This window comes from Microcoleus sp. B3-D7 (assembly GCF_036705305.1).
Classification (GTDB): domain Bacteria; phylum Cyanobacteriota; class Cyanobacteriia; order Cyanobacteriales; family Microcoleaceae; genus Microcoleus.
This window is the reverse complement of the sequence record NZ_JAUBUE010000002.1, coordinates 172,000-195,328: the sequence shown is the minus strand read 5'-3', so window position 1 is coordinate 195,328 and position 23,329 is coordinate 172,000. Positions and strand designations below refer to the sequence as shown.

The window sequence follows — 23,329 nt, the reverse complement described above, 5'->3', positions numbered from 1 at the left end:
TATCCAATCCGGTAGCATCGGAATTGTAAAATCTAGTCATATCATGCCCGATCGATTAACCATAATATCCCGGTCGGGGCGGGTTTTTGAGAGGGTGAATTATTCGCAGGTACTGTGGGTGAACCCGCCCCTACAAAAATCCCGGTCGCTCGACCGGACATGATATCATCAGCTTTTCGACTGACAATCAACTCTCAACTCTCAACAGTCACCGGCTGTCAACAGTCAAGAGTCAACCGTCAACTGTTCGCTACTTAATAGTCTTGAACGTATCCATTTTGCCAGTAAATCGGTTGATAAACATCTGCAAAACAGTCCGCTTGCCGATATTGATATTAGAGCTCACGGACATTCCAGACTGCAAGTTAACCTCCACTTCATTTGCCTTGCCCTTGTTCAAAACAAACTTCTGATTTTTGAGCTTTATTTTGGTTTTGAAAGCGTAGTATTTCCGCAGTTCAGTAGGAGGCTCAGCATCGCTGCTAATCTCTATCACCTCACCCTCCGCAGTACCAAACTCCATCGCCGGGAAAGCTTCTACATTCACTTCCACAGGCACGCATTGGTATTTCGTCAAACCCAGTTTCTCTCTGTTAACTTCCTTCTCTGGACAAACGCAACTTTTACCTGTTTCACAGTCAATTTTTTCTCCATCTAATTGCTTGCCGTGATACGCCTCCAATTTTGCCCGCTTCTGTCTCAAAGCATCCAATACCAGAGCCACATTGCTGTTTTCGAGGTAAACCACTGCTTCCAGACCGTTTTCGTCATCCAAAACTTTGAGCAGCTTTTCAGTTTGCTGCGCTTCGTAATAAGCTTCTTCGCAGCGTGCTGGGCGCGGTTCGCCCGGTTTCAGCACCGTATTAATAATGGATTGGCATATCGGATCTTTCGCCATATCCAACTTAGCTTTCTCCTTGGTAGAAGGCTTCAAATCAAAGATTACACCCGATACGGGAGCTTTCATCACTTGAGTGTCGCGGTTTTGTTGAGCCTTTTCTAGCTGAGCGTTCACCTCAGACAGCTTTTTCAGGTTTTCCACTTTGAAGCGACTTAGCTGAGAATCGCTGCTGGCAATTTGTTTCTCGTTTTCAGCAATTTTGCTGTAAAGTTCTTTTGCCCAGGAATCCTTGGTGTTTTTTAACTGTTCTTGGGCGCGGGCGATGGACTCCTGAATGCGTGCTTGCTCTCCTTGCTGGCGCTGTATGTCAGCACTAATTTTTTGGATGTCACCTTGACGCGCGTTAATTTCGCCTCGGCGCGTATTGATTTCACCGAGGCGTGTGTTAATTTCGCCTTTGCGAGAGTTGATTTCACCTTCGCGCTGCTTTATTTGATCTTGCTGTTTGAGAACGTCGCTTTGACCCCTGAAAACATCTTGTTCTTGACGTTCTTTTTGCAGTTCAGCGATAGCTCCTTCCTCCACAAGGGGGGCGAGTCTGCCTAGAATGTTTTGGTTCGACTTCAATACTTGTTGGGATTTCGCTAACTGTTCTTGGGCCAAATCTCTCTGAGCCAGGGCTGATTTTACTTGCTCTTGCGAAGAAGCTAACTGCTGCTGAGCATAATTTAATTGGTTCTGGGCAAAACCCAATTGTTGCTGTGCCACTGTCATTTGATCGCCGGCTGCTTTCTCAGCATCCTGAGCTTGCTTCAGTTGTTTTTCTAACTCCTGAACTTGACCTTGAGCAGCAGCGACGCGAGACAGAAATTCCGATCGATAATTAACATAAAGTCCTTGCTGGGCTGCATCAAAATTTCCGCTAGCTCCCCGATTGAGGTACAGTTCGTCAATCAAAGCTTGCAGCACTTGATTTTGTGCCGTGAGGCTCTGTCTGTCCTTGATTGTTGATTCTAGGTTAGAAGGAACAGCGCCTTGAATTTTGCCGTTGACAACATCTTCGTAAAATTTATTTTCCTTTTCCAGAGCTTCTTTAGTTTTCTGTATCGATGTTAAATCAGCACTGGGTGCAAGGGGGTTGAAAGTGAGCAGAGGCTGGTTCTTTTCCACACGATCGCCATTTTCAACGTGAAGTCTCACCACAGCGCCCGTAGCAGGTGCTTGGATGTCTCTAGCACCATCTTTGAGCTCTAATTGGCCCACAGCGGGGACAGCTTGCTCTACGCTAGCAAAATAAGCCCAAACTACAGCAGAAGTGGTCATCAGCATGATCATCCACAAAAACAAGTGCGACCAAATCGCTGGTTTTTCGAGAATGACTGGTTGCTCAGAAAGTATTAACGATTTCATTGCCATTTGTTAGTTCTCAGTTGTTAAGCGTTAGTGATCAGTTGTGAGTTGTTAGATATCAGGTATTCGATGACTCTTGTTGTTGGAAGAGGCAGTAGTAACGCCCTTTAAGAGCCATTAATTCTTTATGAGTTCCCCGCTCGACTACAGAACCTTGATCCATCATAATAATTACATCAGCGTTTTGGATTGTAGTCAGGCGGTGAGTAATGAAAAACACCGTGCGGCCGGCGAAAGCTTCTGCTAAGTTATTGCAAACTTGGCGTTCGGAATGGTAGTCGAGGGCGCTTGTAGCTTCGTCCAAAATCAGCAGTTTCGGGTTTTGCAAAATCGTGCGGGCGATCGCCAAACGCTGCCTTTGACCCCCAGAAAGCGACGCACCCCGCTCTCCGACTATCGTATTGTAGCCAGCAGGCAAGCCCATAATAAAATCGTGAGCTACCGCTAATTTTGCAGCTCGCACAATCTCATCCGTACTCGCATCGGGATTACTCAGAGCAATATTTTCCTGCACAGTACAGTTAAACAGCAAAGTATCTTGCAATACCACCCCAAGTTGGCTGCGAAGCGAGTACAGTTCCACCTTAGAAATGTCATACCCGTCAATAAAAATCCGGCCCGACAGCGGCGGATAAAGACGCTGCAACAGCTTCATCGCCGTACTTTTACCGGAACCGCTTCCCCCCACAATTCCCACAAAACTGCCAGCGGGAAATTCCAAATTCACATTAGCCAATTGCAGTGGGCCGCTCTCCAGAAATCGGAAGGAAACCTCCTCATAGGTAACCTGCCCTTGAATTGCCGGCAGCGGGATATTGTTCCGGTCTTCATCGCTGGTTTCCGTCGGCGTATCGACCACATCCTTGAGCATATCGATCGACATCGAGACTTCTTGGAAACTCTGCCAGACGCTCACAAAACGCAGCAGCGAACCAGTCACGTTCCCGGAAATAATTCGGAAAGCAATCAACTGACCCAAAGTAATCTCATTTCCCAGTACCAAATAAGCTCCCACCCACAACTGAGCTAAGTTACCCACCTGGTTTAAAAAGCCGCTAATTGTACCCGCCGCAGTCCCCGTGATAATTGTTTTAAAACTGGCTGTAATGTATTTTGCGTAGCGGCTCGACCACTCCCACCGGGATTTCAATTCAATATTTTGAGCCTTAACCGTTTGAATCCCGCCGACTACTTCCACTAAATAAGATTGAGAGTCAGAAAAACGCATATTTCTCTGTTTTATCAGGCGCAGCACCAGCGGATTGATTAGAATAATCATCAGCCCCAGTATCGGTACCACTGCCAAAGATACAAACGTTAGCTGCACACTGTAAGAGAGCATCACGGCGACATAAACCACCGAAAATACCGCATCGAGAACCACTGTCAGAGCTGTACTCGTCATGAATTCCCGAATCTGGCCCATCATGCTGAATTTGTAAACCAGATCTCCCACGCGCCGATTGTCAAAGTAATTCTGGGGCAGCCGCAGCAAGTGGTCGATTACCTCAGCACTCAATTTGACATCGATGCGGTTTGAGGTGTCTATAAACAAAAAGGTACGCAAACCGTTGAGCAGTCCTTCAAACAGGGCAACACCTAACAGAAATGCTCCCAAAATATCCAAGGTGTCAATGCTGCGCTGACCTAAGACTTTATCAATAATTATTTGGCTGATTAATGGGTTGGCAAGACCAAATAACTGTACAAAAAACGAAGCAAGCAACACCTCAAAAAACACTGTCTTGTGTTCCATGAGGGCCGGCACAAACCACCAGAAGCTGAACTGCTCTTTTTGTTCGACTTGCGGAGCTTGCAGCAGCAGGACTTCTCCTGATTCGCCCCAGATTTCTTTAAACTGAGGTATCCGCTTCCGCATCAGCCCCTGTTCGGGCGTGGCGATCACCAATTCTTGCTCGGTGATGCTGTAAATAATGGCAAAGGTATCTTGCCATTTAATCATTACGGGGGCTTTAATGCGGTTGATGGCTTCTGCTGGCACTTGCGCCAATTGGGGCGTGAGGCCGATGCTTTGGGCGATCGCCCCGCAGGCTTGCATACTGATAGAACCAGCGGTTTTTAACTGATTTTCTAGAACTTTGCGGATGATATCTCGACGAAATTTGAGGCCGAAATACTTGCTCAACATTTGGAAGCAAGCTAGCGGGGCGTCAATCTGCCCTTTGGCGCGGAAAACTGGGTATCTCGCCGCATCCTTTGTTTGGCCGCTTACTGGTTCTGGGGGACGGGGAGGGCCGGGTAGAACCTCGCGCCATTCTCCGTCGCTCGGCGTGGGTCCTGGACCTACTGTATCTGGCGTGCCATTTAATGACTCTGTTTCGGGTTGGGGTTCTGGGGGTTCCCGGAAGCCGACCAAGCGGGCGCCGAGGCGACCTTCTACTTTTAAGGATTTGGCTGCGTTTTCCACAGAGAAGCGGCTGCCGGTGGGAAAGTCGCCCAAGACGCCGCTGCTGACGAGCCAAACTCGATCGGCATCTAGCTCTTTGGCGAGGTCTTGAGTTTTTTTGTTGCCGTTTGGCACGTTGACAACTGTAGCGTCTTGCCAAGCTTGCAGGGTGAGTTCCTTGACATTGGAAGTGCCGTCCGCTTGGCGCTGCAACTCCAGGCTCAACAGTTCAAATACTTCGCTCAAGGAACAGTGTTCGCGAAAGGCTTCTCCAAAGGTCGGCTGTTTTTCCAGTACGCTCAGGAAATCTTCAGCAGGTAGGACGATCGCGATCACATCTGTAGAGGCAATTGCCGTTTCGCAGGGAACTCCCCTGAGCAACCCAGCCCAGCCCAGGATTTCCTTCGACTGCACCAAGCGTAAACTTACGTGGCGCTGCGAGCGCTGGTCAAAGCCCAGCAGCCGGGCCTGACCTTGATAGATAATTGCCACCTGAGTCGGCATTTTTTCCCGTTCAAACAGGGGTTGCCCCGTCCGGTAGCCGAGGAGTTGGCATTTAGCCACCAAGGCTGTCAGAGCCGTCTCTGACAGTCGGTCAAAGGGAGGTGTTTGAGCTAGGAAATCCTGAATTTGGGAGAGGGAAACAGCGGAAGAAGTCATCCAATTTTAGATTTTAGATTTTAGATTTTAGATTGAATCCACAGATGAATCCAGGGGGTTTTTGTCAGGATGCTACGCTTTTTCAAGTCTCCACGGATAAATCCGGGGGCCCCTGACCAAAATGCTTGACTGTCATGATATTGAAGACACGGAGGAGAGGGGCTGTAGCGGGCCTATTTGCGATATCTGTTCGGCGAGCCAGCTTTCAAAGAGTTCGTTAATCAAGTGCAGCCGCATCGATTCATCGAGCTGGGCCGGCATGAACTTTTCTAGTCGAATAATTACCATCCATTCTGCCAGAGGACGCGGCGTCCAGAGTTGATTTGGCTGGCTGACCGACAAAAGTTTGCTGATTGCCGGGTGGGGCTGGCTGAGGGGTACTGGGCCCAACAAGCCGCCTGACTTGGACTCGGGCCCTTCGGAATAGTCGCGGGCCACTTCAGCAAAGGTTTGTTCCCCTTCGAGGATGCGAAAGTAAAGTTCGTTTGCCAGTGCTGGATTTTTGGTGCGTACCAGGGAATAGACTACGTGGTCTAGGCTGGCTTTGCGGGTTAAAAAATAATTATCTACTTTAGGTCTCCAAGTGGCTTGCTTAAATTTTTCGATCAGCAAGGGCCTAACGGCCATCTCTTGAAGTTCTTCTTCCGTCATATTTTGGCCGCGCAGCCAAGCTTCTTTGGCTTCCGGGGCTGTCAGTTGGTGTTGTGCCAGAAAGTTCTCGACGGCGGATTGGCGTTCTTCGTCGCTGCAACTAAAGGATGCGATCGCTTGGTCTACTATTACACCCCGCAAGAATTGCGGCATCAACTGATACCGCTTCAGGAGCGATGGCATATCCTGAGCTTGCAGTAATTTATCGCCTATTTGAAAAAGTCCTGTCATTTTTTTATCTCCAACTGACTTGCGCTTCCCCTTTTAATTTAGCTGTGGCAGGAAAAGAGCGACAACCACTAACCCCTAGATTCCCCGATGATAGCAGACCGTCAGTGGGCTAGCGCTATTGCTGTCTATTTCTTGACGCTCTGCCTAGCGAGGGGTTCCCCACGGGTCTCAGAATGGTAGGGGAATGCGAGAGTGGGAGAGTGGAAAAATCTTTACTTCTGCCATCTTCCTTCTTCCCTCAACATCCATCCGTTAAATCCCGTACACTCCTTAGTTGCTGAACTTCCTTCTTCCTTCACTCTGGGAATAGTCTTTCAAAGAGTGATCCCAGTTGGGTCGAGCAAGCGCGACTGTCGAGATATTTCGGGTTTGCCGCCATTTTTTGCTGAATTCGATCGCGGTAGTGCTGGCGCAGTTCAGGGTTCGTTCCCAGTGCTGTGCTGAGCTCTAAATAAGAGTTCTCGCTGTTTGCTACCAGTTCCGGAATTAGCAGTTCTTCGAGCAGGGCGGCTGATTGTCGCGATCGAGTTGTTTGCCCTTTTCTTACAACTACAGGCAACCCCACCAACAGCGCTTCTGCAGCATAGCAGGCACTGCTGTATGGATAGGAGTCTAAATATATATCAGCCAATTCCAGACATTTTATGTAATCGGCGCGAGATGGCAGCGCTTTAATCACAACTAAGCGCTTTTTGTCAACCCCAAATTCGGCAAAGAGCGATCGAATTTGGTTGTAAAAAGGCACCGTCGGATAGTTTTCTGAGCGGGAACTAAAGGGATACAAAACTAAAATAGAATTTGGTACGGCAGCAATAATTTTTGCCCAAGTTTCTCTCAATTCTGGGATAATTGTAAAAGCTTGAGCGCCGGACATGAACACTACAGATTCGTCGGTGGCTCCCCAACTGCTGCGAGTCGGTTCAACTGTGGCAGGTGCCGATCCTAAAGTATAGCTTAAACAAACTCCCGACCCTTCTAAACTAATTAATTTTTCGCGATACTCTGCTGCTGCACCTGCGGGCAATGCCAAATCTCCGGCAATGAAATAATCGATATTTCCGGCGCCCGTGGTGGCGGGGGTTGATGCACCGGTAGCTATTTGCACTCGCGCTAGTCGGTGCAGGCACAGCAGCGCGCTTAGTTGAGAAGTGTTGGTAGTATTGGTGCAGATTAGCAGAATATCTAAATCGTGCGATCGCATTTCTCGGACTTGCTGGGGCAAATCTTCTGACAGTTGCACCAGTTTGTCGGCGCAACTTTCGCAATATTTCCTCAGTCGCTCGTCTTGTACCTGGAAATGGTACACGATAATTTCAAATTTGCTTCTGTTTAAATATTCAAAACTCGGAATTGCAGCACGAGTCTCGGATTCATCACTAATTTTATCAAGCAAAAAGCCAACTCGAATTTGAGTTATTTCTGGTTCTCTTTGAGAAAAATTCCATTCTATTTGACAGCCGATATTTTTCAAATAAAATTCCATAATCTCAGTTCGTTTACTCAATATATTGAGCAGATTGTCCTCGCTCAAATACAAAGCTTGGAAGCTAACATTTTTCGCCATAAATGCCGCCAAATAACGCCACACTTCTGAATCTGAAAAACGGGCGATATTTCCAGCGACGTACTTGATTAACTGCTGGAAATATTCAGAGTACCTTTCTATTTCCCAGTTTTGTTTAAAATAACCGGGAGACTGAAAGATAAATTTCAAAAAGTCGTCAAAAAACCACTGGGGAATTGCTGCATTTTTATACTCAAGTGGCAACTGATAAGCGTCGCGGTACAGCATCGCTGCGAGGAGATATTGAATCTTATCAGCAATTTCCCCTACTTCAGCAAGTTTGGAGGATAACTGCTGGACAAAACTTTGTTCTTCCTCAGTTAAAGTTTCATTTTTGAGGGCGCTATCTAGTAGCAATTTATGAGCTTTCCCCATGTCTTGCGAGTAAGCACTTTCTAATTTTTTCGCTGGGAAATTCAGCCAATATTCAGCTAGCTGTTGGCGGTATTGGCGCAGGGCGAGAAGAGGTTGTTTTGAGGGGAATTTATTGTATTGAGCAAGCATTGCTGACAATTCCGATAAACTCGGCTGGGTTCTCAATGCCAACTTTTGGCGGATTGTCTGTTTGATTGGTTGATCCAGGAAACTGTAATCAGGACTATGTAGTAGTTTTTTGTAAAATCTGACTACATCCTTATGATTTTCCCCAGCCGCGAAGTTTTTCCAAGTTTGTTGTTCGGGATGAATCCGAAGTGAGGACAGTTTTTCATCTACAAATCCGATATGATAGTTGCCCATGATTCGCCACCACATATCTAAGTCTACATACTGAGATAATCCCGAATCAAATAATCCTATTTCTTCAAAGACTCGCGCGGCTATTAAGACGGTACTAGGTTCACCAATTTTGTTTATGGGGTTGTTCAAGCAGTTAGTATCAGCCAGTAATTCTTTTCCGGGCTGAAGAGATTTTAAATTTGACCAACTTTTATGCAAATCTTTAATTGATTGGGAAGCTAGGCGCAAAATCGGGTTAGATTCATTCTCAGCTATGGTGATGCCGCGCGGGGAGAAAACCATACCTATTTCTGGGTTTTGTTGGGCGACGGCGACCATTTTTTCAATACATTCGGGTGCGAGCAAGTCGTCTTGAAACAAAAACTTAATGTATTGACCTTTTGCTTGGGATATGCAAAAGTTCCAGTTTTGTGATAAGCCGTAGTTGCGGTGCAGTACGATGCGGAAATCGACTGAGGTTTGGGATTGGAAGGATTGGGCGATCGCAACTGTTTCGTCTGTGGAACCGTCGTCGGATATAATCAGCTCTATGTTAGCGTAAGTTTGGGTCAAAGCACTTTGAATCGCTTCGCCAATAAATGCCGCTCCGTTGTATGTAGGAATACAAATACTAACTAAAGGTCGTGCATTTTTTACTGTCGCCCCCTGAGAGGACTTTTTCCGTATCCCGCGCTCCAAGCTTTTGAAATTATCTGTAATTTCGGCAATATATTCGAGACGTTTTTGAATTTTGCTCCCGACAGTTGGCGGATTCAGTAAAGTCTTGATTTGATCAGAAGCTATTCTTCCAACTTGCTGAGCTTCCCGGTAATTGTTGAAGACATGACGCATTAAATAAGCAGCGTGTTCGACATCCGCTTGGGCCCAAACATTGCCTTTTTTGTAAGGTCCGAAATCTTTCTCAATTGGGATTAACTTATACTTGACTAAATAGCTGTTGCCGACATTCATAAATTCTGTATTTGATGAATAGCCGGTGGCAATTACGGGTTTGCTGTAAAACATGGCTTCAGCCATGGTTAATCCGAATCCTTCGCAGCGGTGCAGCGATACGTAACAGTCGCAATTGTAGAGCAACCCGTTAATTTTAGGTTTTGACAAATAGCCGTCTAGATGTTTAATATTTGAATTATTTGCTATGGCTGAGTTTAAGGATGCTTGCGCCGCTGAAAATTTGTTGGAGTTAGAAGATTTGATGACCAATAATACGCTGTTATCTTCCCCAAAAGCTTGTTTAAATGCTTGAATTGTCGCCAAAGTATTTTTGCGCTCGATGCGGCTAGAAAAGTCGAATACAAACAAGAAAATAAATTTATTTTTCGGTAAATTCAGCGCTTCTCTGTTCAGGGAAGGTGCGGGGAGAGCAATACTAGGCATGATTTTGATAACCGGAATAGGCGCTACTGCGGCAATTGCTTCGGCGCAATAGTTGCTGTAAGTCCATATTTCGTGAAAGTGATTAAATGCGGGCTGCCATTCCGGGGGAAAGGCGGGAAGTTCCCAGGCCCAAAAGCCGATGTTGTATTTTTTGTCAAAATAACTGGAACCTATATGTTTGATAAAGGTTGCAACTTCATCTGCGTTGACTTGAATTAAGTTTACGGGATAGGGATTATCTTCGCTAAAATTTTGATAGGTGGTGTCTTTCTTGCGGTGGGGACTGCGGGTAAAATTGTTGATGACGAAGGGAATGTTGGCGGCTTCTGCAGCCCTGATGTTTGCTCTGACACCTTCTCCTATGCCAAATTCGCCGTTGATGTAGCCGGCGATGTTCATTCCTAGATTAGGGTTCATAGTTTCTAATGTATTTAGCACAGTGTAGTGTGGATTTTTTGAGGAAAAGCAGAATTAATTAATCGGCTCAATTGCGCTAAAAAAGGGTAGGGTAGAGAAGAAATTATAATTTTGCCGAATATTTGCTAACATATAGCAATCCTGGAGGATTGGTGAATAAGATTTACAGGAAACGCTCTTAACGCAGACCAAGAGAATAGAAAAGAAAAAAAGCTCGCAACTGAGAATCTAGTGCTTGACAAAGATAGCGATCGCCATTGTATACTGGCATCGCAATGCTAACCTTCGGCTGGTTGTCTGTCGGCATGGGTTGCTCTGTTTTATTTTACGATAAACTAATCAGGAATTTTAGACAAAGTGATCGATCGCGTCAACCACGACCTCTTGAAGCTGCTCCCGCCGGATGCTAAAGTCATTGTCGAAATTGGCTGCGGTACGGGTTCGACGGGCGAACAGTACAAGCTGATCAATCCCCATTGTCAGTATATTGGCATTGAATGCGATCGAGAAAAAGCTAAAATTGCCGTCGATCGGCTAAACTGGGTGACGGTAGCCGATATTGAAGAAATTGCCCTCGAAAGTCTCGAAATCGCTCCAGGAACCGTCGATTGTTTGGTTTTTGGCGACTTGCTACCCTATCTGAAAAATCCCTGGGAAGTCCTCAAGCAATACAGTGCTTTGCTGAATCCAGAGGGGCAAATTCTCGCCAGAATCCCCAATGTTCAATACTGGCGGCGAATTGTCAATCTGCTGCGGGGACAGTGGGAGAATCCCGACAGCAAGATGCAGCACTGGTTTACCCTAGAAAGTATTAAATCACTATTTGCTCAAGCCGGATTGCACGTTTATGAATTTCAAGGGAAGGGACACAAAACCGAAAATTTTGTCCACTTTCAGGAATTACTGCATCCAATGGTCAAGGCTTTAGAGCTCACATCGAGCAGCTTTGCTACGGAAACAGGTGCTGAACATTATATCGTGCGCTCGACCAAATCGACCGTACCTGCGCGCAGGCTGCTGATTCAGACTATCATTATGGCTCCTACAGGGTGCGATCGCGTGCGAGTTTTGGAACCGGACAAATTTAGCGCCACAATTCCCGGTGTCCGCACCGTATCCGGCGTGAAAACAGCAGGCTTAATTCCCCCTTTGCCGGAAGAAGAAAAAGTTTTCATCTGGCAGCGGACAATCATGCAATATCCTGCCTACATTCCTCAACTCAAAGAACTCCTGCAACAAGGCTATTTAATAGTAGCTGAAATAGATGACAATCCCATCCGCCGCCGCGAATATGCAGATAATAATTACCTCAGCTATCGCGGCTGTCACTGCGTTCAAACTTCTACAGAACCCCTCGCCAAAATTTTGCGCCAATACAATCCAAATGTGGCTGTATTTCCCAATCACTTAGCTTATCTACCTCCGCCGCGAATTTATCCGGCAGAAGATACAGTCACAATTTTTTTTGGTGCACTCAACCGCGAAAAAGATTGGCAGCCGATTATGGCAGCACTCAATCGAGTTTTAGTCGCCCACAAGCACCGGATTAGAGTTAAAGTAATCCACGACAGAAAATTTTTTGAATCCTTGAAAATACAGCAAAAAGAATTTGAACCCTTTTGCAGTTACGAACGGTATCAAGAAATCATGTACAGTTGCGATATAGCTTTGCTCCCGCTTGTTCCCAACCCGGTTAACGAAACGAAATCCGACTTAAAATTTATTGAATGTGCAGCGCGGGGAGTAGCGGTGCTGGCAAGTCCCACCGTGTACGAACATTCGATTGTCGAAGGTGAAACAGGATTGATTTATAGATATGAAAAAGAGTTTGAAACCAAACTAAATTCGCTGATTTCTGACACTTCTCGGCGCCGGGAAATAGCGGCGAATGCTTACGAATGGGTGCGCGACAACCGCTTACTGTGCGGGCACTACCGACAGCGCCGAGATTGGTACTTACAGATGCGAGACGAGTTGCCACGTTTAAATGCTGAGTTGCGCGATCGCCTGCCGGAGTTATTTGGTGACTAAGTGCGGTAAGATTTATAGGGTTATTGTGCGATCTTACTGTTTTATTGTTTAATTTCTAATTGTTACTCCACACCAATGCGAATTCTATTCACTATTGCTCACTTTTACAATCCCAGTGGCGAGGGGAAACACGCTTCCCAGCGAAATGATCCGCAACCGCGACTGAATGCTTTAACCGCTTGCGTGACAGCGCTGCAAGCTTTGTACGGCAAATCTCAGTCCATGATTGACATTAGCGAATGTGCAACTATCCCAGCAAATCAATCTCAACAGCACGAAATTGACATTGTTATTTGCACTACTCAAGGTTATCATCTGTTGCCTCAACTGCCCGTGCAGCCCAGATGTTTTATGCACCACGCTACCAAATGCGAACCGCTGCTTTTGGGGTTTGAGTGTCAAGCAGTTTTGCGAGCGTGTCTTAACAAATACGATTATTTTTGTTATTTGGAAGATGATTTAGTTCTGCACGACCCGTGGTTTTTTAGTAAATTAAAGTGGTTTACGCATCACGGGGGAAATGGGAATTTGCTGCAACCTAATCGCTATGAAATAGCGCCTAAAGGCGCGGTTTTTAAAGCATATGTTGATGGTGATTTAGCCGACTCAGCGACTTCTCCGTTTCAAAATGTAGAGGAGCAGCGGCAGTTAATGGGAAAAATCATGGAACAAACAGTCGCTTTTGAGCGGGCGTTGAATCCTCATTCCGGCTGCTATTTTTTGAATGCGGAACAGATGGCACACTGGGCTAAGCAGTCTCATTTTTTGGACAGAGATACTAGCTTTATCGGCCCGCTGGAAAGTGCCGCGACTTTAGGAATTATGCGGACTTTTAGAGTTTACAAGTCAACTCCTTCCTATGCTAATTTTTTGGAGATTCAACATTTTGGAACGAGTTTTCTGAACTTGATTGGTAATAAGGTGAGGGTGCCGGAAGCAGGATGAGTTAAGATATTCAGGTAAGCTGCAATACTTGAGAGGTCGCATGACCCCGGCAACCGAAAAAATTGTCCTTCCCTCTCCTTTCCCCGACCACACTCAACTGCCAGAGGAAGATGGCACTTTTGTGAAGAATTTTCAGGAGCATCCCCAGAGTATTATTTTGACTGATTCGATTGGGTCGGTGTTGCAAGAGCTTCATCCCGATGGGCAATATGCTATAGGGCAAGACTGTGGCATCTACTGGCGAGAAACTGACCCGCTTGAAAAGGGAGCAGAAGCTCCAGACTGGTTCTACGTGCCGAATGTGCCACCAACATTAGGAAATCAGATTCGTCGCTCTTACGTGCTGTGGCGGGAATTCATGGCTCCGATGATTGCTTTGGAGTTCGCATCAGGAGATGGTTCAGAAGAGCGGGACACAACCCCACTATCGTACTCGGAAGTTGGAGCGGCGCAAAGACCTGGGAAGTTTTGGGTATATGAGCGGATCATGCGGATTCCGTTTTATGGCATCTATGAGATCAATAGTGGCAGACTGGAGGTTTACAACCTGAACAACGGGTTTTACCAGCAGTTGCTTCCGAACGATCGCGGTCATTATCCGATCGCGCCAATGGGCGTAGAATTAGGACTGTGGGAAGGCAGTTATCAAAACCAGACAATGCTGTGGCTGCGGTGGTGGGACAGCGAGGGCAATTTACTGCTGACAGGTACAGAACGAGCTGCTGTCGAACAGCAACGAGCTTCCTTAGCAGAGCAGGCTTTGAGTGCAGAAGCCCAAGCACGGCGGGATGCCATCCCTCGGTTGTTGGCAATGGGATTGAATACAGAGCAAGTGGCAGAAGCACTGGGTTTATCAGTAGAGGAAGTTAGGCAGAATTCACAATCTTAATGTTGGTTTTTATTAATAAGAAGTCAAAACATCGCCGATTTTAACTGTGCCGCTGTTGATAATTTTGGCTAAAACTCCAGTTTGTGCGTGACCGAATTCCTTTTGGAGTAAACTGAGTAGGGAAATATCCCGATCGCCTGTTTCTGGATTCACTTCTATATTGACACAGCGACCGATTCGTGCTGTAACTTCTATGCGCGCCGTGCCTAATTGAAACTGTTTTCCGATCAACTCAAATTCTGACCAAGCTGCCATACCTTCTAGCACAATGTTGGGGCGAAATCGGCCCACGTCAATGTTTTGAAGAGCGATTTCTGTTAATTGGTCTAATGTGGCTTGACTGAGTAAAGAGATGTGTACGGGTTCTCGATCGGGATAGCGAGTTTCGCCGCTGGTGTCGCCCACTAATTGCAAAGGTGCAAACTGCGGGTGTCTCGCTTCTTTTGTGGGTTCAATAGCCGCCAGATATTCTGTAAAAAAACTGCCGATGCGATCGCGCCCCGCTGCTGTGTTCGTTTCTGCGGATAACACTTCAACTCCTTGACGCTTGACTGTTAAAACCGTCGTTTCCGGTTGATAATCACATTCCAAAGCTGCTAACAGAGGCCAATCGTTTTGGACAGCAAAATTTTTTTTGCTCATCCAAGGCACATTGTCTGCCGGCATTTTTGCAGCTTCAAGATTATCTGCAAACATTAAGGCAAAAGCTCGATCGCCCTTAATTCCGTGTCCCGCTGTTAAAGCAAACTCCGACATTTCTTGCGGCGTCAGCCCTTTAATTGGATAAATAAATAACTGTTTTATTGTTGCAGATATCATGAATTTTAGGAAGTTACTACACTTTTAAATCTCAATCTTATCCCCCCTTACTAAGGGGCGCTAGGGGGGTAGAAGCTATTTCACAAACCCTTAATCAAATTGCTATAAAAACCGGATTAAGCTAGCAATTCATAGCGACGGATATCTGGAGGGCCAACGGCTAAACCGTCTAATTTCTGCACGGCGTCTTGAATGTGAGTTGAACCGAGATGTAGTTCCAGCAAATCTGCACTTTCCCACTCTTCAACAAAGGTAAAATCTGTGGGATCGGCTTGATTTTGCAGGAGTTCGTATTTGATGCAGCCTTTTTCTTTGCGAGTGGGTTCCATAATGCTCAGCAGCAGAGATTTAAGTTCTGCTACTTTTTCAGGAAAGGCAGCGAGGCGGGCAACTACTCGCAAGGTTGTTTTGGACATAGGACACAAAAGTCACAGATAGGACGATCGAATTTACCGATTTTTACTTAGCAAACTCAGCAAAACACGATTTCACTTAAAATAACCTAAAGAGGTCGATCGGTCAACGGCACTAAAATTAGCCCATGACGCCCTCATAGCTCAGAAATCCCCTTTCTTCCCAAATTCTTCGGTACTAACCGCCGAGCGTTGTATAAACCCGGTTTATTGATATATTTTGGTCAATACCGGAGAAACTCAATCTTTGGGATAAAATCGCTTGTTTTCTGTAGAATATTCCCAGGCGATGGCCTCCGGGTCTTTTTCGCGACTCCACTGAGCAAACTCCGGCTTAAGTTTCCACTTGCCGATCGTAGTTGCGTGAACTTTGAACCTGCGGGAGAGTTCCGTCTGGGTAAAAGAGATTTTGGGTTTTTCAGGTGTCTTGGTTTGAGCAATGGGGAATAAATTTGGTTTTTTATCTTGTGCTTTTTCCCGATTTGTGGGAGGCTCTTGAACAGCTATTCCCGCATTAGCTGTTTCGCTTTGATTGACAGGTGGAGCTATTTGAAAATAATACAAAATTCCGCCTTGTTCTGTCACTTCAAAATCTGCTGCAAACTCAGAGGCTCGTTCGTCGAGATACTCTTGAACCTTTTCTCCGGGGAGTTTTGCATTCATCGCCAAATCCAAAGCCGTAACTCGCCCTTGATTTTCCTTGATTAACTTGTAGAAAACCGAGTCTAAATGAGCGAGTTTGTGTTTTTGTTGCTGCTGGTAGAGCCTCCAAGCCCAAGCAATGCCCGCTGTGGTGGCAATCGCCCAAAACATCGTTCCCGACTCGAAACTGGCAACCGCCGTTAAGGAAATAGGCAAAAGCAGGGTAAGATATCCCCAAATGCTTCCCTTCTTTAGGTTATTGCTGTTTTTGACCATAGTTCCTAAACAGGTACGTAGTTTAGCTTAGTAGAGCGTGTCTGAATGCCGGAAAAATTTTTCGACAGTCGATATATAGGCTAATCGCTGACGCACTCTACTACACCATCCCAGAATCTACTTTTTTTTGCAACCGAGGGTTCATGTACTTTTTTCGCAAACAGATTGCCATCCTGCTGATAGTTGTTGCTTGCTGTACGCTGACGATTAGTTGCAGCGATAGCCGAGCTGTCCAGTGTACTAAATTTACTGAAATTGTCAACAAAGGCAACGCTCTCATTGATGTTGATAAAGACAGCAACGATGCTGCAACGACCGACAATTTAGCTAAAAATTTGAACCTGATAGCGAATGAACTTGAGGATCTGCGAATAACAGATCCAACCCTCAAAGAAATTCAGGAGCCATCGGTTAAATCCTTCCAGGAAATTAGTCAAGCACTCGGCGACATAAGCAAAAGTCTTCAGGCTGGCAATCTCGCTTCTACAAGTATAGAAGGTCGAGAGCAAATCCAAACAGCTCAAGCAGATATTATTAGAGCCGGCCAACAGGCGAATCAAGCAGCCGCAAATCAAGACGCTTTGACTAGCAAACTGATTAATTATTGTAAGGGCGATCGCTAAAGGCTAATAATTTTGAGTTATGAGATGGCCACGCGAACTCCAACAACCCACGGGGGGTGAATGAATTGGAGGAATGCGTCGCCTTCACCTACTATCTACACCTTTGCAATTACCTAATTTAGTGATGAATTTCTAGATTCAAAATATAGCGACCGAGTTGTACTTTCTCCGACCACAACTCGTATTCTAACCGCAGGTGATCCGGTTCCGGCTTTCCTGTCAGCGTCAAGTTGCGAGTGAAGTTACGGAGTCGCAACTGTTCGGGAGTCGCCAGCGATTCGCCCTGAAGCCAATAACGGCTCAGCCCGTACATTCCTCGTTCCCAGCAGTGGCGGTAACTGTATTTGCCGTTTCCTTGCATCGTCATAATGACTCGATAGGGCGAAACTTCTAGCCAGAGCAACCGGGGTTTTGTAGTTGGGGGTAAGATTGTAACTTGCTCGGCAGATTTGTCGGAACCGTCGGAAAATTCGCGATCGATTATTGCTGGTTCGTGCAACAACAAGTGAAAACGCTCCCGGTCTTTTTGATAAAGCGTAGCAGCGGTTTCAACAACTGACCACAAAGGTAAATCTGTGGATACCAGGGATAAACTTACAGGCTTGCGGTGATGGGTCAGCATAAATAAAAGTTTAGGAGTTGTTGTGGATCGGGCAGTTTGAGATTTGAGATTTTAGACTTTAGACTTTAGATTGGCTGGGTTCCAAATTCCGGAGCTTTTGCTTAACAAAATGAAAAATCTACAACTCGCAATCGAAAATCTAAAATTGTTTAGTCACAATTCAATCATCTGGTCGATAACTCAGAGCGGGAAATGAAATCTAAGCAGATACACGGATAATATTGGTGAAATTAATGTAAAATCCGTGCCGTTGCGTCCGTACTTCCGTGTCATCGAGAACTGACAGCGGAGTCTCCGGGCGAGTTTTATCAGCTTTTAAGTTAACCGGACACATTGGGAAAAAACCCGCAGGCCGTACAAAAGACGACTGACTTAGGGCTGGGAAAAAGGTAGGATAGCTAACGCCATCCAATCCTAGTTTATCTCAATGCAAGCTGACATTATAACTACTACGCTTCTTGACAAAAGCCAAACTTTAAGCATTCAAAAACCTGCTTCGGGCTTATCACTGGTGGGGAGGATTCGAGTTCCCGGCGATAAGTCGATTTCTCACCGAGCTTTGATGTTGGGTGCGATCGCCCAAGGTGAAACTACTATTGAGGGACTACTCCTAGGGGAAGACCCCCGCAGCACGGCTAAATGTTTCTCGCTCCTGGGAGCCAAAGTTTCTGAACTCAACGCGGAACGGGTGACAGTCAGGGGCGTCGGAATTGGCGAGTTAGAGGAGCCTGTAGAAGTCTTGGACGCTGGCAATTCCGGCACGACGATGCGGCTGATGTTGGGAATTTTAGCCTCTCATCCGGGGCGTTTTTATGCGGTAACGGGTGACAGTTCTCTGCGATCGCGCCCGATGTCGCGCGTCATTAAACCGCTGCAACAAATGGGAGCGCAAATTTGGGGCCGAAAAAGTAATTCTTTAGCTCCCTTAGCGATACTCGGACAGCAGTTAAAACCGATTCACTACCATTCTCCGATCGCCTCGGCTCAAGTTAAATCTTGCATTTTGCTCGCCGGTTTGATGGCAAGCGGAGAAACTACAGTCACAGAACCCGCTCTGTCGCGGGATCACAGCGAGCGGATGCTGCGAGCGTTTGGAGCCCAATTGAGTGTCGATCCAGAAACTTGTAGCGTGACAGTCACTGGGCCGACACAACTGCAAGGGCAGAATGTGATTGTACCGGGAGATATTAGTTCGGCGGCATTTTGGCTAGTTGCTGGGGCGATCGTCCCGGGTTCGGAACTCGTAGTCGAAAATGTCGGCGTCAACCCAACTCGTACAGGCATTTTGGAAGCTTTGGAAATGATGGGGGCCGACATTGAACTGCAAAATCAGCGAGAGGCGGCCGGGGAACCGGTAGCGGATATTTTGGTTCGCAGTTCCGGCCAATTGCGGGGATGCACCATTGCGGGCGACTTAATTCCCCGACTGATTGACGAAATCCCGATTTTGGCAGTAGCGGCGATCTTTGCGTCGGGTACTACAATAATTCGAGATGCGGCCGAGTTGCGGGTCAAAGAGAGCGATCGACTAGCCGTGACTGCTGCGGAACTCAACCGGATGGGAGCCCAAATTTCCGAGTTACCCGACGGTTTAGAAATTACCGGGGGAACTCCTTTGACCGGCGCGGATGTTGACAGCTACACCGACCACAGAATAGCGATGAGTTTGGCGATCGCAGCCCTCAACGCCACAGGTATTACTAACATTCACCGGGCTGAAGCTGCTGCTATTTCCTACCCCGACTTTACCGCCACTTTACAACAAGTTTGCCATCCAAATTGAGAGCGGGAGAGTTGGAGAGAGGGAGAGGGAGGAGTGGAGATTAGGAAGGAGATGAGAGAGTGGGAAAAACCCTCTTTTTTCCTTTTTCCTGACATCCGTTACATCCGTCGAGCGAATCCGTTGCCGAACTTCCCTCTTCCTTCAACATCTCTTTAAGAATCTTTACCTACAACTTGTTCTTTTAAAGAATCAATTTCCGTTAACAACTCTTGGCGGTTAGAAGCCTTGAGCAGATAGCGGTAAACAAACCAACCCGTATATCCCATGCCAATCAACTCAAAAATTGGAGCTACCAAAGGGACATCATTAAGAGCACCTAAAACTCCCAGCATTACCTTAATACTAATACCGCCTGCCAGGATTAAACCAACTGTTATGAGGGGCTTTTGGTAGTCAGCAAAAAAATTAGAGAGATAGGCTGGAAGTTCCGACAAAATTGTAATAACTTGGTCTTTAATATCTTGGAACTGGCTGGCCGTTGTTTCTGTGGTTGTCACTGTAGTCATGACCCCCGGTTTGTCCTCAACCAGATCTACTGTCACGACTTCAGTGATTGTTTGTGTCTCGTCCGAAAAGTTAGCTTGTGTCATTGAATACTTCCTCCGTTGTCAGGTAAAATTGCAGGCTGTGAATTGCTGCCAGTATAATTCTCCGGCAATTAGCACAGCATCCGCGCTGCAGGGACTAATTGATGAGACTAAGGCAGAGTTTCACAAATTGCAAGCAAAAATAACGATATGACTTGATTTTAAACAATTGCCTTCGCTGCCAAATCGGTCTTTTGACTCATTTTTTCACTTGATCGAGGTCGATTTGATTCGGGCAAGGGCGTCCTTGTTCAAAGTCGGTGATGTTGCCGATCGTGGTTTCGGCGATATTTTTCAAAGCTTCCTCGGTGAAAAAAGCTTGGTGTCCGGTAATCAGGACGTTTGGAAAAGTCAGCAAACGCTGAAAAACGTCGTCTTGAATAACGTGATTTGACAAATCCTCAAAAAACAGATCAGTCTCTTGTTCGTAAACATCTAAGCCGAGGTAGCCAATTATACCAGACTTCAGTGCTTTGGTGACAGCTTTAGTGTCAATCAACTGACCGCGGCTGGTATTGATCAGCATCATTCCCGGTTTCATTTGCTCGATCGCCTCTGCACCGATTAAATGGTAAGTTTCCGGTATCAGCGGACAGTGGAGGCTGACAATATCAGAGGCGGCGAATAGTTCCGGGAGTGCGACGTATTCCATGCCTAGGGCGAGGCAATCTGGGTTTTGGTAAACATCGTATGCCAGCAGGCGACACCCGAATCCGTGCAGAATTTGGGCAGTAATTGCGCCAATTCTGCCTGTTCCGACGATTCCCACCGTTTTGCCGTGGAGGTCAAAACCCAACAGGCCGTCTAGGGCGAAATTGCCTTCGCGGACGCGGTTGTAGGCCCGATGGATTCTGCGGTTGAGGGACAAAATCAGAGCGACTGCGTGTTCGGCGACGGCGTAGGGAGAATAAGCAGGAACTCGGAGGAGAGTTAGATTTAAATCCTTCGCTGCTGCTAAATCGACGTGATTGAATCCGGCGGATCTCAGGGCCAGCAAGCGGACGCCTTTTTCGGCAATGCTAAGCAGCGTTTTCGCGTCCAAGGAGTCGTTCACGAACGCGCAGACTGCCGGAAATCCCGCAGCCAAAACGCTGGTTTCCAGGTTCAGACGCGGTTCAAAAAAAACTAAATCGTGTTTGCCGCCGACATTCGCTGCTTCCAGGAATGTGCGATCGTAGGATTTGGTGCTGAATACGGCTACCTTCATGATTTTTGCCTGCAAACCCAGTAATAGTTGGAAATTATTTTCAGATTAACTCTAAATTTTAGTAGAACGCCGTTGCCCCAAACAACCCAGTTTCCACGAGCAATATTGAGTTTCGCAACGAGGCCTCTCTCAAGAAACCAGATTTTTAGCCGTAAGGCAAGTCTTGCTTATTGTTTTGAATATAATTGCTTATACTGTAGTAACGATCGAGGGTTACTTGCTACTTTTTAGGAAAAAATCAGATGCAAAAAAAAATTAAAACTCAAATTTATGAAATTTTAGAAAAATCCGAAGTGGGCAATTTATACAGTTTAGTAGACGATATTTTTATAACTTGTTTAATTGTGATTAATGTCGCAGCTTTTATTGCTTCTACTTCGCCCACATTGTCGCTAGAACAAAAGTTAATCTTGGAAAAAATCGAAATTGTTTCATCCTTAGTATTTACACTTGAATATCTTTTGAGGCTGTGGGTTTGTACAGTCGATAGCAGATACAGCCACGCGCTTTGGGGAAGATTGAGATACGGTCTTACACCGCTAAGTCTGATCGATTTAATTTCAATCCTACCCTTTTACTCATTGCTGTTATTTCCTAATTTAAGCTTCGTTAATTTGATTCGCCTACTGCGCTTATTGCGGTTGCTAAAAATGAGCCGTTATTCAGAATCGCTCAGAACTCTGGGAGCAGTATTGTACGCTAAAAAAGAGGAGTTAATTGCCACTGCATTTGCAGTTTTTATTCTGTTAATATTTGCCTCTAGCGTCATGTATTTTGTTGAAAACGAGGCGCATCCAGAAACTTTTGCGAGCATCCTCGATGCAATGTGGTGGGGAGTGGTGACATTAACTACTGTCGGTTACGGTGATATTTATCCAATCACTCCTTTAGGTAAATTTTTAGGCGCAATATTAGCATTTTTGGGAATCGGAATTTTTGCGTTACCTGCGGGGCTCATTGCTGCGGGTTTTTCCGAGGAAGTCCAAAGAAAAAAGCAGGAAAAAATGGCGGCAAATTTACAACAATCTGCTAATTATCAATCAATCAAAATGCTGGCGGAAATCGAGGTCGGGTTTCAACAAAACCAAAGTGCGATCGCACTTCACATCGAAAGTTCGTCAGAATTGATGAAAATGTGTGTTCAAATGGCAAAACAGAAGTTAGGAAGTGAGTTCCAAGATGAGCAAATTTTGCGCGATTTGGCTATTCATTTGTACAATGAAGCAGTCCGTAAATTCGAGCTTTAATTACAGATATACATTGCCTGTGATTGCCACCGCATCGTTACCATCGCTTGTAATTAGTAATGATTGCTTTATGTAATGAGTAAGGGTCAATAGTTAATTACCAATCGGGTGGCAAATTGTAATATTCGAGAGTTGATTTATCTGCCAGCAAATCTTTGGTTTTTCTGTCAATTTTAATCTCACCATCCGCCAAAACTAAAGCCCTCTGAGTTGTTTTCCCGATCCAATTCAAATTGTGAGAAGCGATCAAAATTACCTCGATCGGCAATTGGGACAAAACCTTAGCCAAATGACGCCGCCACGAGGGATCGAGTCCGTTCGTCGGCTCGTCTAAGATTAAAATTGTCGGCTCTAATGCTAAAATTGCTGCCAAGGCTGCTAATCTTCTTTGACCTCCCGAAAGTTCGTGGGCCGAACGGTTGGCAAATTCTACTAAACCAAATTCGTCTAATAGGGCTAAAGCTCGATCGCGCGCAACTCCCGGCGGCACTCCGTAATTGCGCGGCCCGAACATGACATCCTCTAAAATAGTCGGCATAAATAGCTGGTCGTTAGCATCTTGAAAGCAAAATCCAATCTGCCTGCGCGCCTGCGATAGAGTCGCCTCTTCCAACTTTTTTCCCTGCACTCTAATCTCGCCTGATTGAGGCATTTTTAATCCGATCAAGTTTTCGAGCAAAGTGCTTTTACCAGCACCGGTCAGACCGAGTAGAGCAACTCTTTCTCCCGGTTGCAAACTAAAAGAAATTCCCCGCAATACTGGCTTTTGATCGGGATAGCCAAATACTAAGTCTTGCACTTCGATTGTTGGTGCGGATTTGAGATTAGTCATCCGATTTTAGATGTTAGATGTTAGATTTTAGATTGAATAATTTTAACTCGTTACCAGGCAGAGCCTGGTAACGCAGATCGGTCGGCTCTGCCTCCATTTTTCCTCCGCAAGAAGCGA

Annotated in this window: 17 protein-coding genes; 6 read left to right on the top strand and 11 right to left on the bottom strand. The window is 46.0% G+C overall.

The genetic code is table 11. The features are described from left to right. Positions 1-250 precede the first annotated feature (250 nt). The 4 genes from QUB25_RS02440 to QUB25_RS02425 all read right to left on the bottom strand — a co-directional run bounded on the left by QUB25_RS02440 (position 251) and on the right by QUB25_RS02425 (position 10,296). A complete protein-coding gene (locus tag QUB25_RS02440) occupies positions 251-2,257 on the bottom strand; it encodes a chromosome partitioning protein ParA (RefSeq protein WP_333059008.1) in 2,007 nt (668 codons plus the stop codon). A 52-nt stretch (positions 2,258-2,309) separates the two neighbouring features. Continuing rightward, positions 2,310-5,318 carry a peptidase domain-containing ABC transporter gene (locus QUB25_RS02435; protein WP_333181897.1) on the bottom strand — a complete coding sequence of 1,003 codons (3,009 nt, stop codon included), beginning with the start codon at positions 5,316-5,318 and terminating at the stop codon, positions 2,310-2,312. Positions 5,319-5,450: 132 nt separating this feature from the next. Next, on the bottom strand, positions 5,451-6,200 hold the full coding sequence (locus QUB25_RS02430; protein WP_333034840.1) for a peptidylprolyl isomerase: 750 nt from the start codon (positions 6,198-6,200) through the stop codon (positions 5,451-5,453). A gap of 295 nt (positions 6,201-6,495) precedes the next feature. Further along, on the bottom strand, positions 6,496-10,296 hold the full coding sequence (locus QUB25_RS02425) for a glycosyltransferase (RefSeq protein ID WP_333181896.1): 3,801 nt from the start codon (positions 10,294-10,296) through the stop codon (positions 6,496-6,498). A 357-nt stretch (positions 10,297-10,653) separates the two neighbouring features. Between QUB25_RS02425 and QUB25_RS02420 the strand changes: the two genes are divergently transcribed. The 3 genes from QUB25_RS02420 (at position 10,654) to QUB25_RS02410 (ending at position 14,161) form a co-directional block, all read left to right on the top strand. Continuing rightward, the gene (locus QUB25_RS02420) at positions 10,654-12,327 is read left to right on the top strand and encodes a methyltransferase domain-containing protein (protein WP_333181895.1); all 1,674 of its coding nucleotides are present in this window, start codon (positions 10,654-10,656) and stop codon (positions 12,325-12,327) included. Between the two features lie 75 nt (positions 12,328-12,402). Continuing rightward, positions 12,403-13,272, top strand: coding sequence for a calcium-binding protein (locus QUB25_RS02415; RefSeq protein ID WP_333181894.1), 870 nt, complete (start codon positions 12,403-12,405; stop codon positions 13,270-13,272). 40 nt (positions 13,273-13,312) lie between these two features. Continuing rightward, positions 13,313-14,161, top strand: a complete 849-nt coding sequence (locus QUB25_RS02410; RefSeq protein WP_333181893.1) for a Uma2 family endonuclease — start codon at positions 13,313-13,315, stop codon at positions 14,159-14,161. Between the two features lie 12 nt (positions 14,162-14,173). On the opposite strand, the gene QUB25_RS02405 is transcribed toward QUB25_RS02410, so the two are convergent. The 3 genes from QUB25_RS02405 to QUB25_RS02395 form a co-directional block, all read right to left on the bottom strand. Then, positions 14,174-14,980 carry an MOSC domain-containing protein gene (locus QUB25_RS02405; protein WP_333181892.1) on the bottom strand — a complete coding sequence of 269 codons (807 nt, stop codon included), beginning with the start codon at positions 14,978-14,980 and terminating at the stop codon, positions 14,174-14,176. 116 nt (positions 14,981-15,096) lie between these two features. Further along, a complete protein-coding gene (locus QUB25_RS02400; protein ID WP_333181891.1) occupies positions 15,097-15,396 on the bottom strand; it encodes a putative quinol monooxygenase in 300 nt (99 codons plus the stop codon). A 237-nt stretch (positions 15,397-15,633) separates the two neighbouring features. Continuing rightward, the gene (locus QUB25_RS02395) at positions 15,634-16,311 is read right to left on the bottom strand and encodes a hypothetical protein (RefSeq protein ID WP_333059019.1); all 678 of its coding nucleotides are present in this window, start codon (positions 16,309-16,311) and stop codon (positions 15,634-15,636) included. A gap of 143 nt (positions 16,312-16,454) precedes the next feature. Between QUB25_RS02395 and QUB25_RS02390 the strand changes: the two genes are divergently transcribed. Beyond that, positions 16,455-16,934, top strand: coding sequence for a hypothetical protein (locus QUB25_RS02390; protein ID WP_333181890.1), 480 nt, complete (start codon positions 16,455-16,457; stop codon positions 16,932-16,934). A 118-nt stretch (positions 16,935-17,052) separates the two neighbouring features. Here QUB25_RS02390 and QUB25_RS02385 read toward each other — a convergent pair whose 3' ends face one another. Beyond that, the gene (locus QUB25_RS02385) at positions 17,053-17,556 is read right to left on the bottom strand and encodes a hypothetical protein (RefSeq protein ID WP_333034823.1); all 504 of its coding nucleotides are present in this window, start codon (positions 17,554-17,556) and stop codon (positions 17,053-17,055) included. 427 nt (positions 17,557-17,983) lie between these two features. On the opposite strand from QUB25_RS02385, the gene aroA reads away from it, so the two are divergent. Beyond that, on the top strand, positions 17,984-19,339 hold the full coding sequence (aroA, locus tag QUB25_RS02380) for a 3-phosphoshikimate 1-carboxyvinyltransferase (protein WP_333034821.1): 1,356 nt from the start codon (positions 17,984-17,986) through the stop codon (positions 19,337-19,339). A gap of 152 nt (positions 19,340-19,491) precedes the next feature. Here the strand turns inward: aroA and QUB25_RS02375 are convergent, their stop codons facing one another. Both QUB25_RS02375 and QUB25_RS02370 read right to left on the bottom strand, forming a co-directional pair. Then, positions 19,492-19,929, bottom strand: coding sequence for a CAAD domain-containing protein (locus tag QUB25_RS02375; protein WP_333034820.1), 438 nt, complete (start codon positions 19,927-19,929; stop codon positions 19,492-19,494). Positions 19,930-20,125: 196 nt separating this feature from the next. After that, on the bottom strand, positions 20,126-21,133 hold the full coding sequence (locus QUB25_RS02370; protein ID WP_333059024.1) for a 2-hydroxyacid dehydrogenase: 1,008 nt from the start codon (positions 21,131-21,133) through the stop codon (positions 20,126-20,128). Between the two features lie 242 nt (positions 21,134-21,375). On the opposite strand from QUB25_RS02370, the gene QUB25_RS02365 reads away from it, so the two are divergent. Then, positions 21,376-22,380 (top strand): ion transporter, encoded by a 1,005-nt coding sequence (locus QUB25_RS02365; RefSeq protein WP_333181889.1) that lies wholly within the window; start codon positions 21,376-21,378, stop codon positions 22,378-22,380. 97 nt (positions 22,381-22,477) lie between these two features. Here QUB25_RS02365 and QUB25_RS02360 read toward each other — a convergent pair whose 3' ends face one another. Further along, positions 22,478-23,212, bottom strand: a complete 735-nt coding sequence (locus QUB25_RS02360; protein ID WP_333059026.1) for an ABC transporter ATP-binding protein — start codon at positions 23,210-23,212, stop codon at positions 22,478-22,480. Positions 23,213-23,329 lie beyond the last annotated feature (117 nt).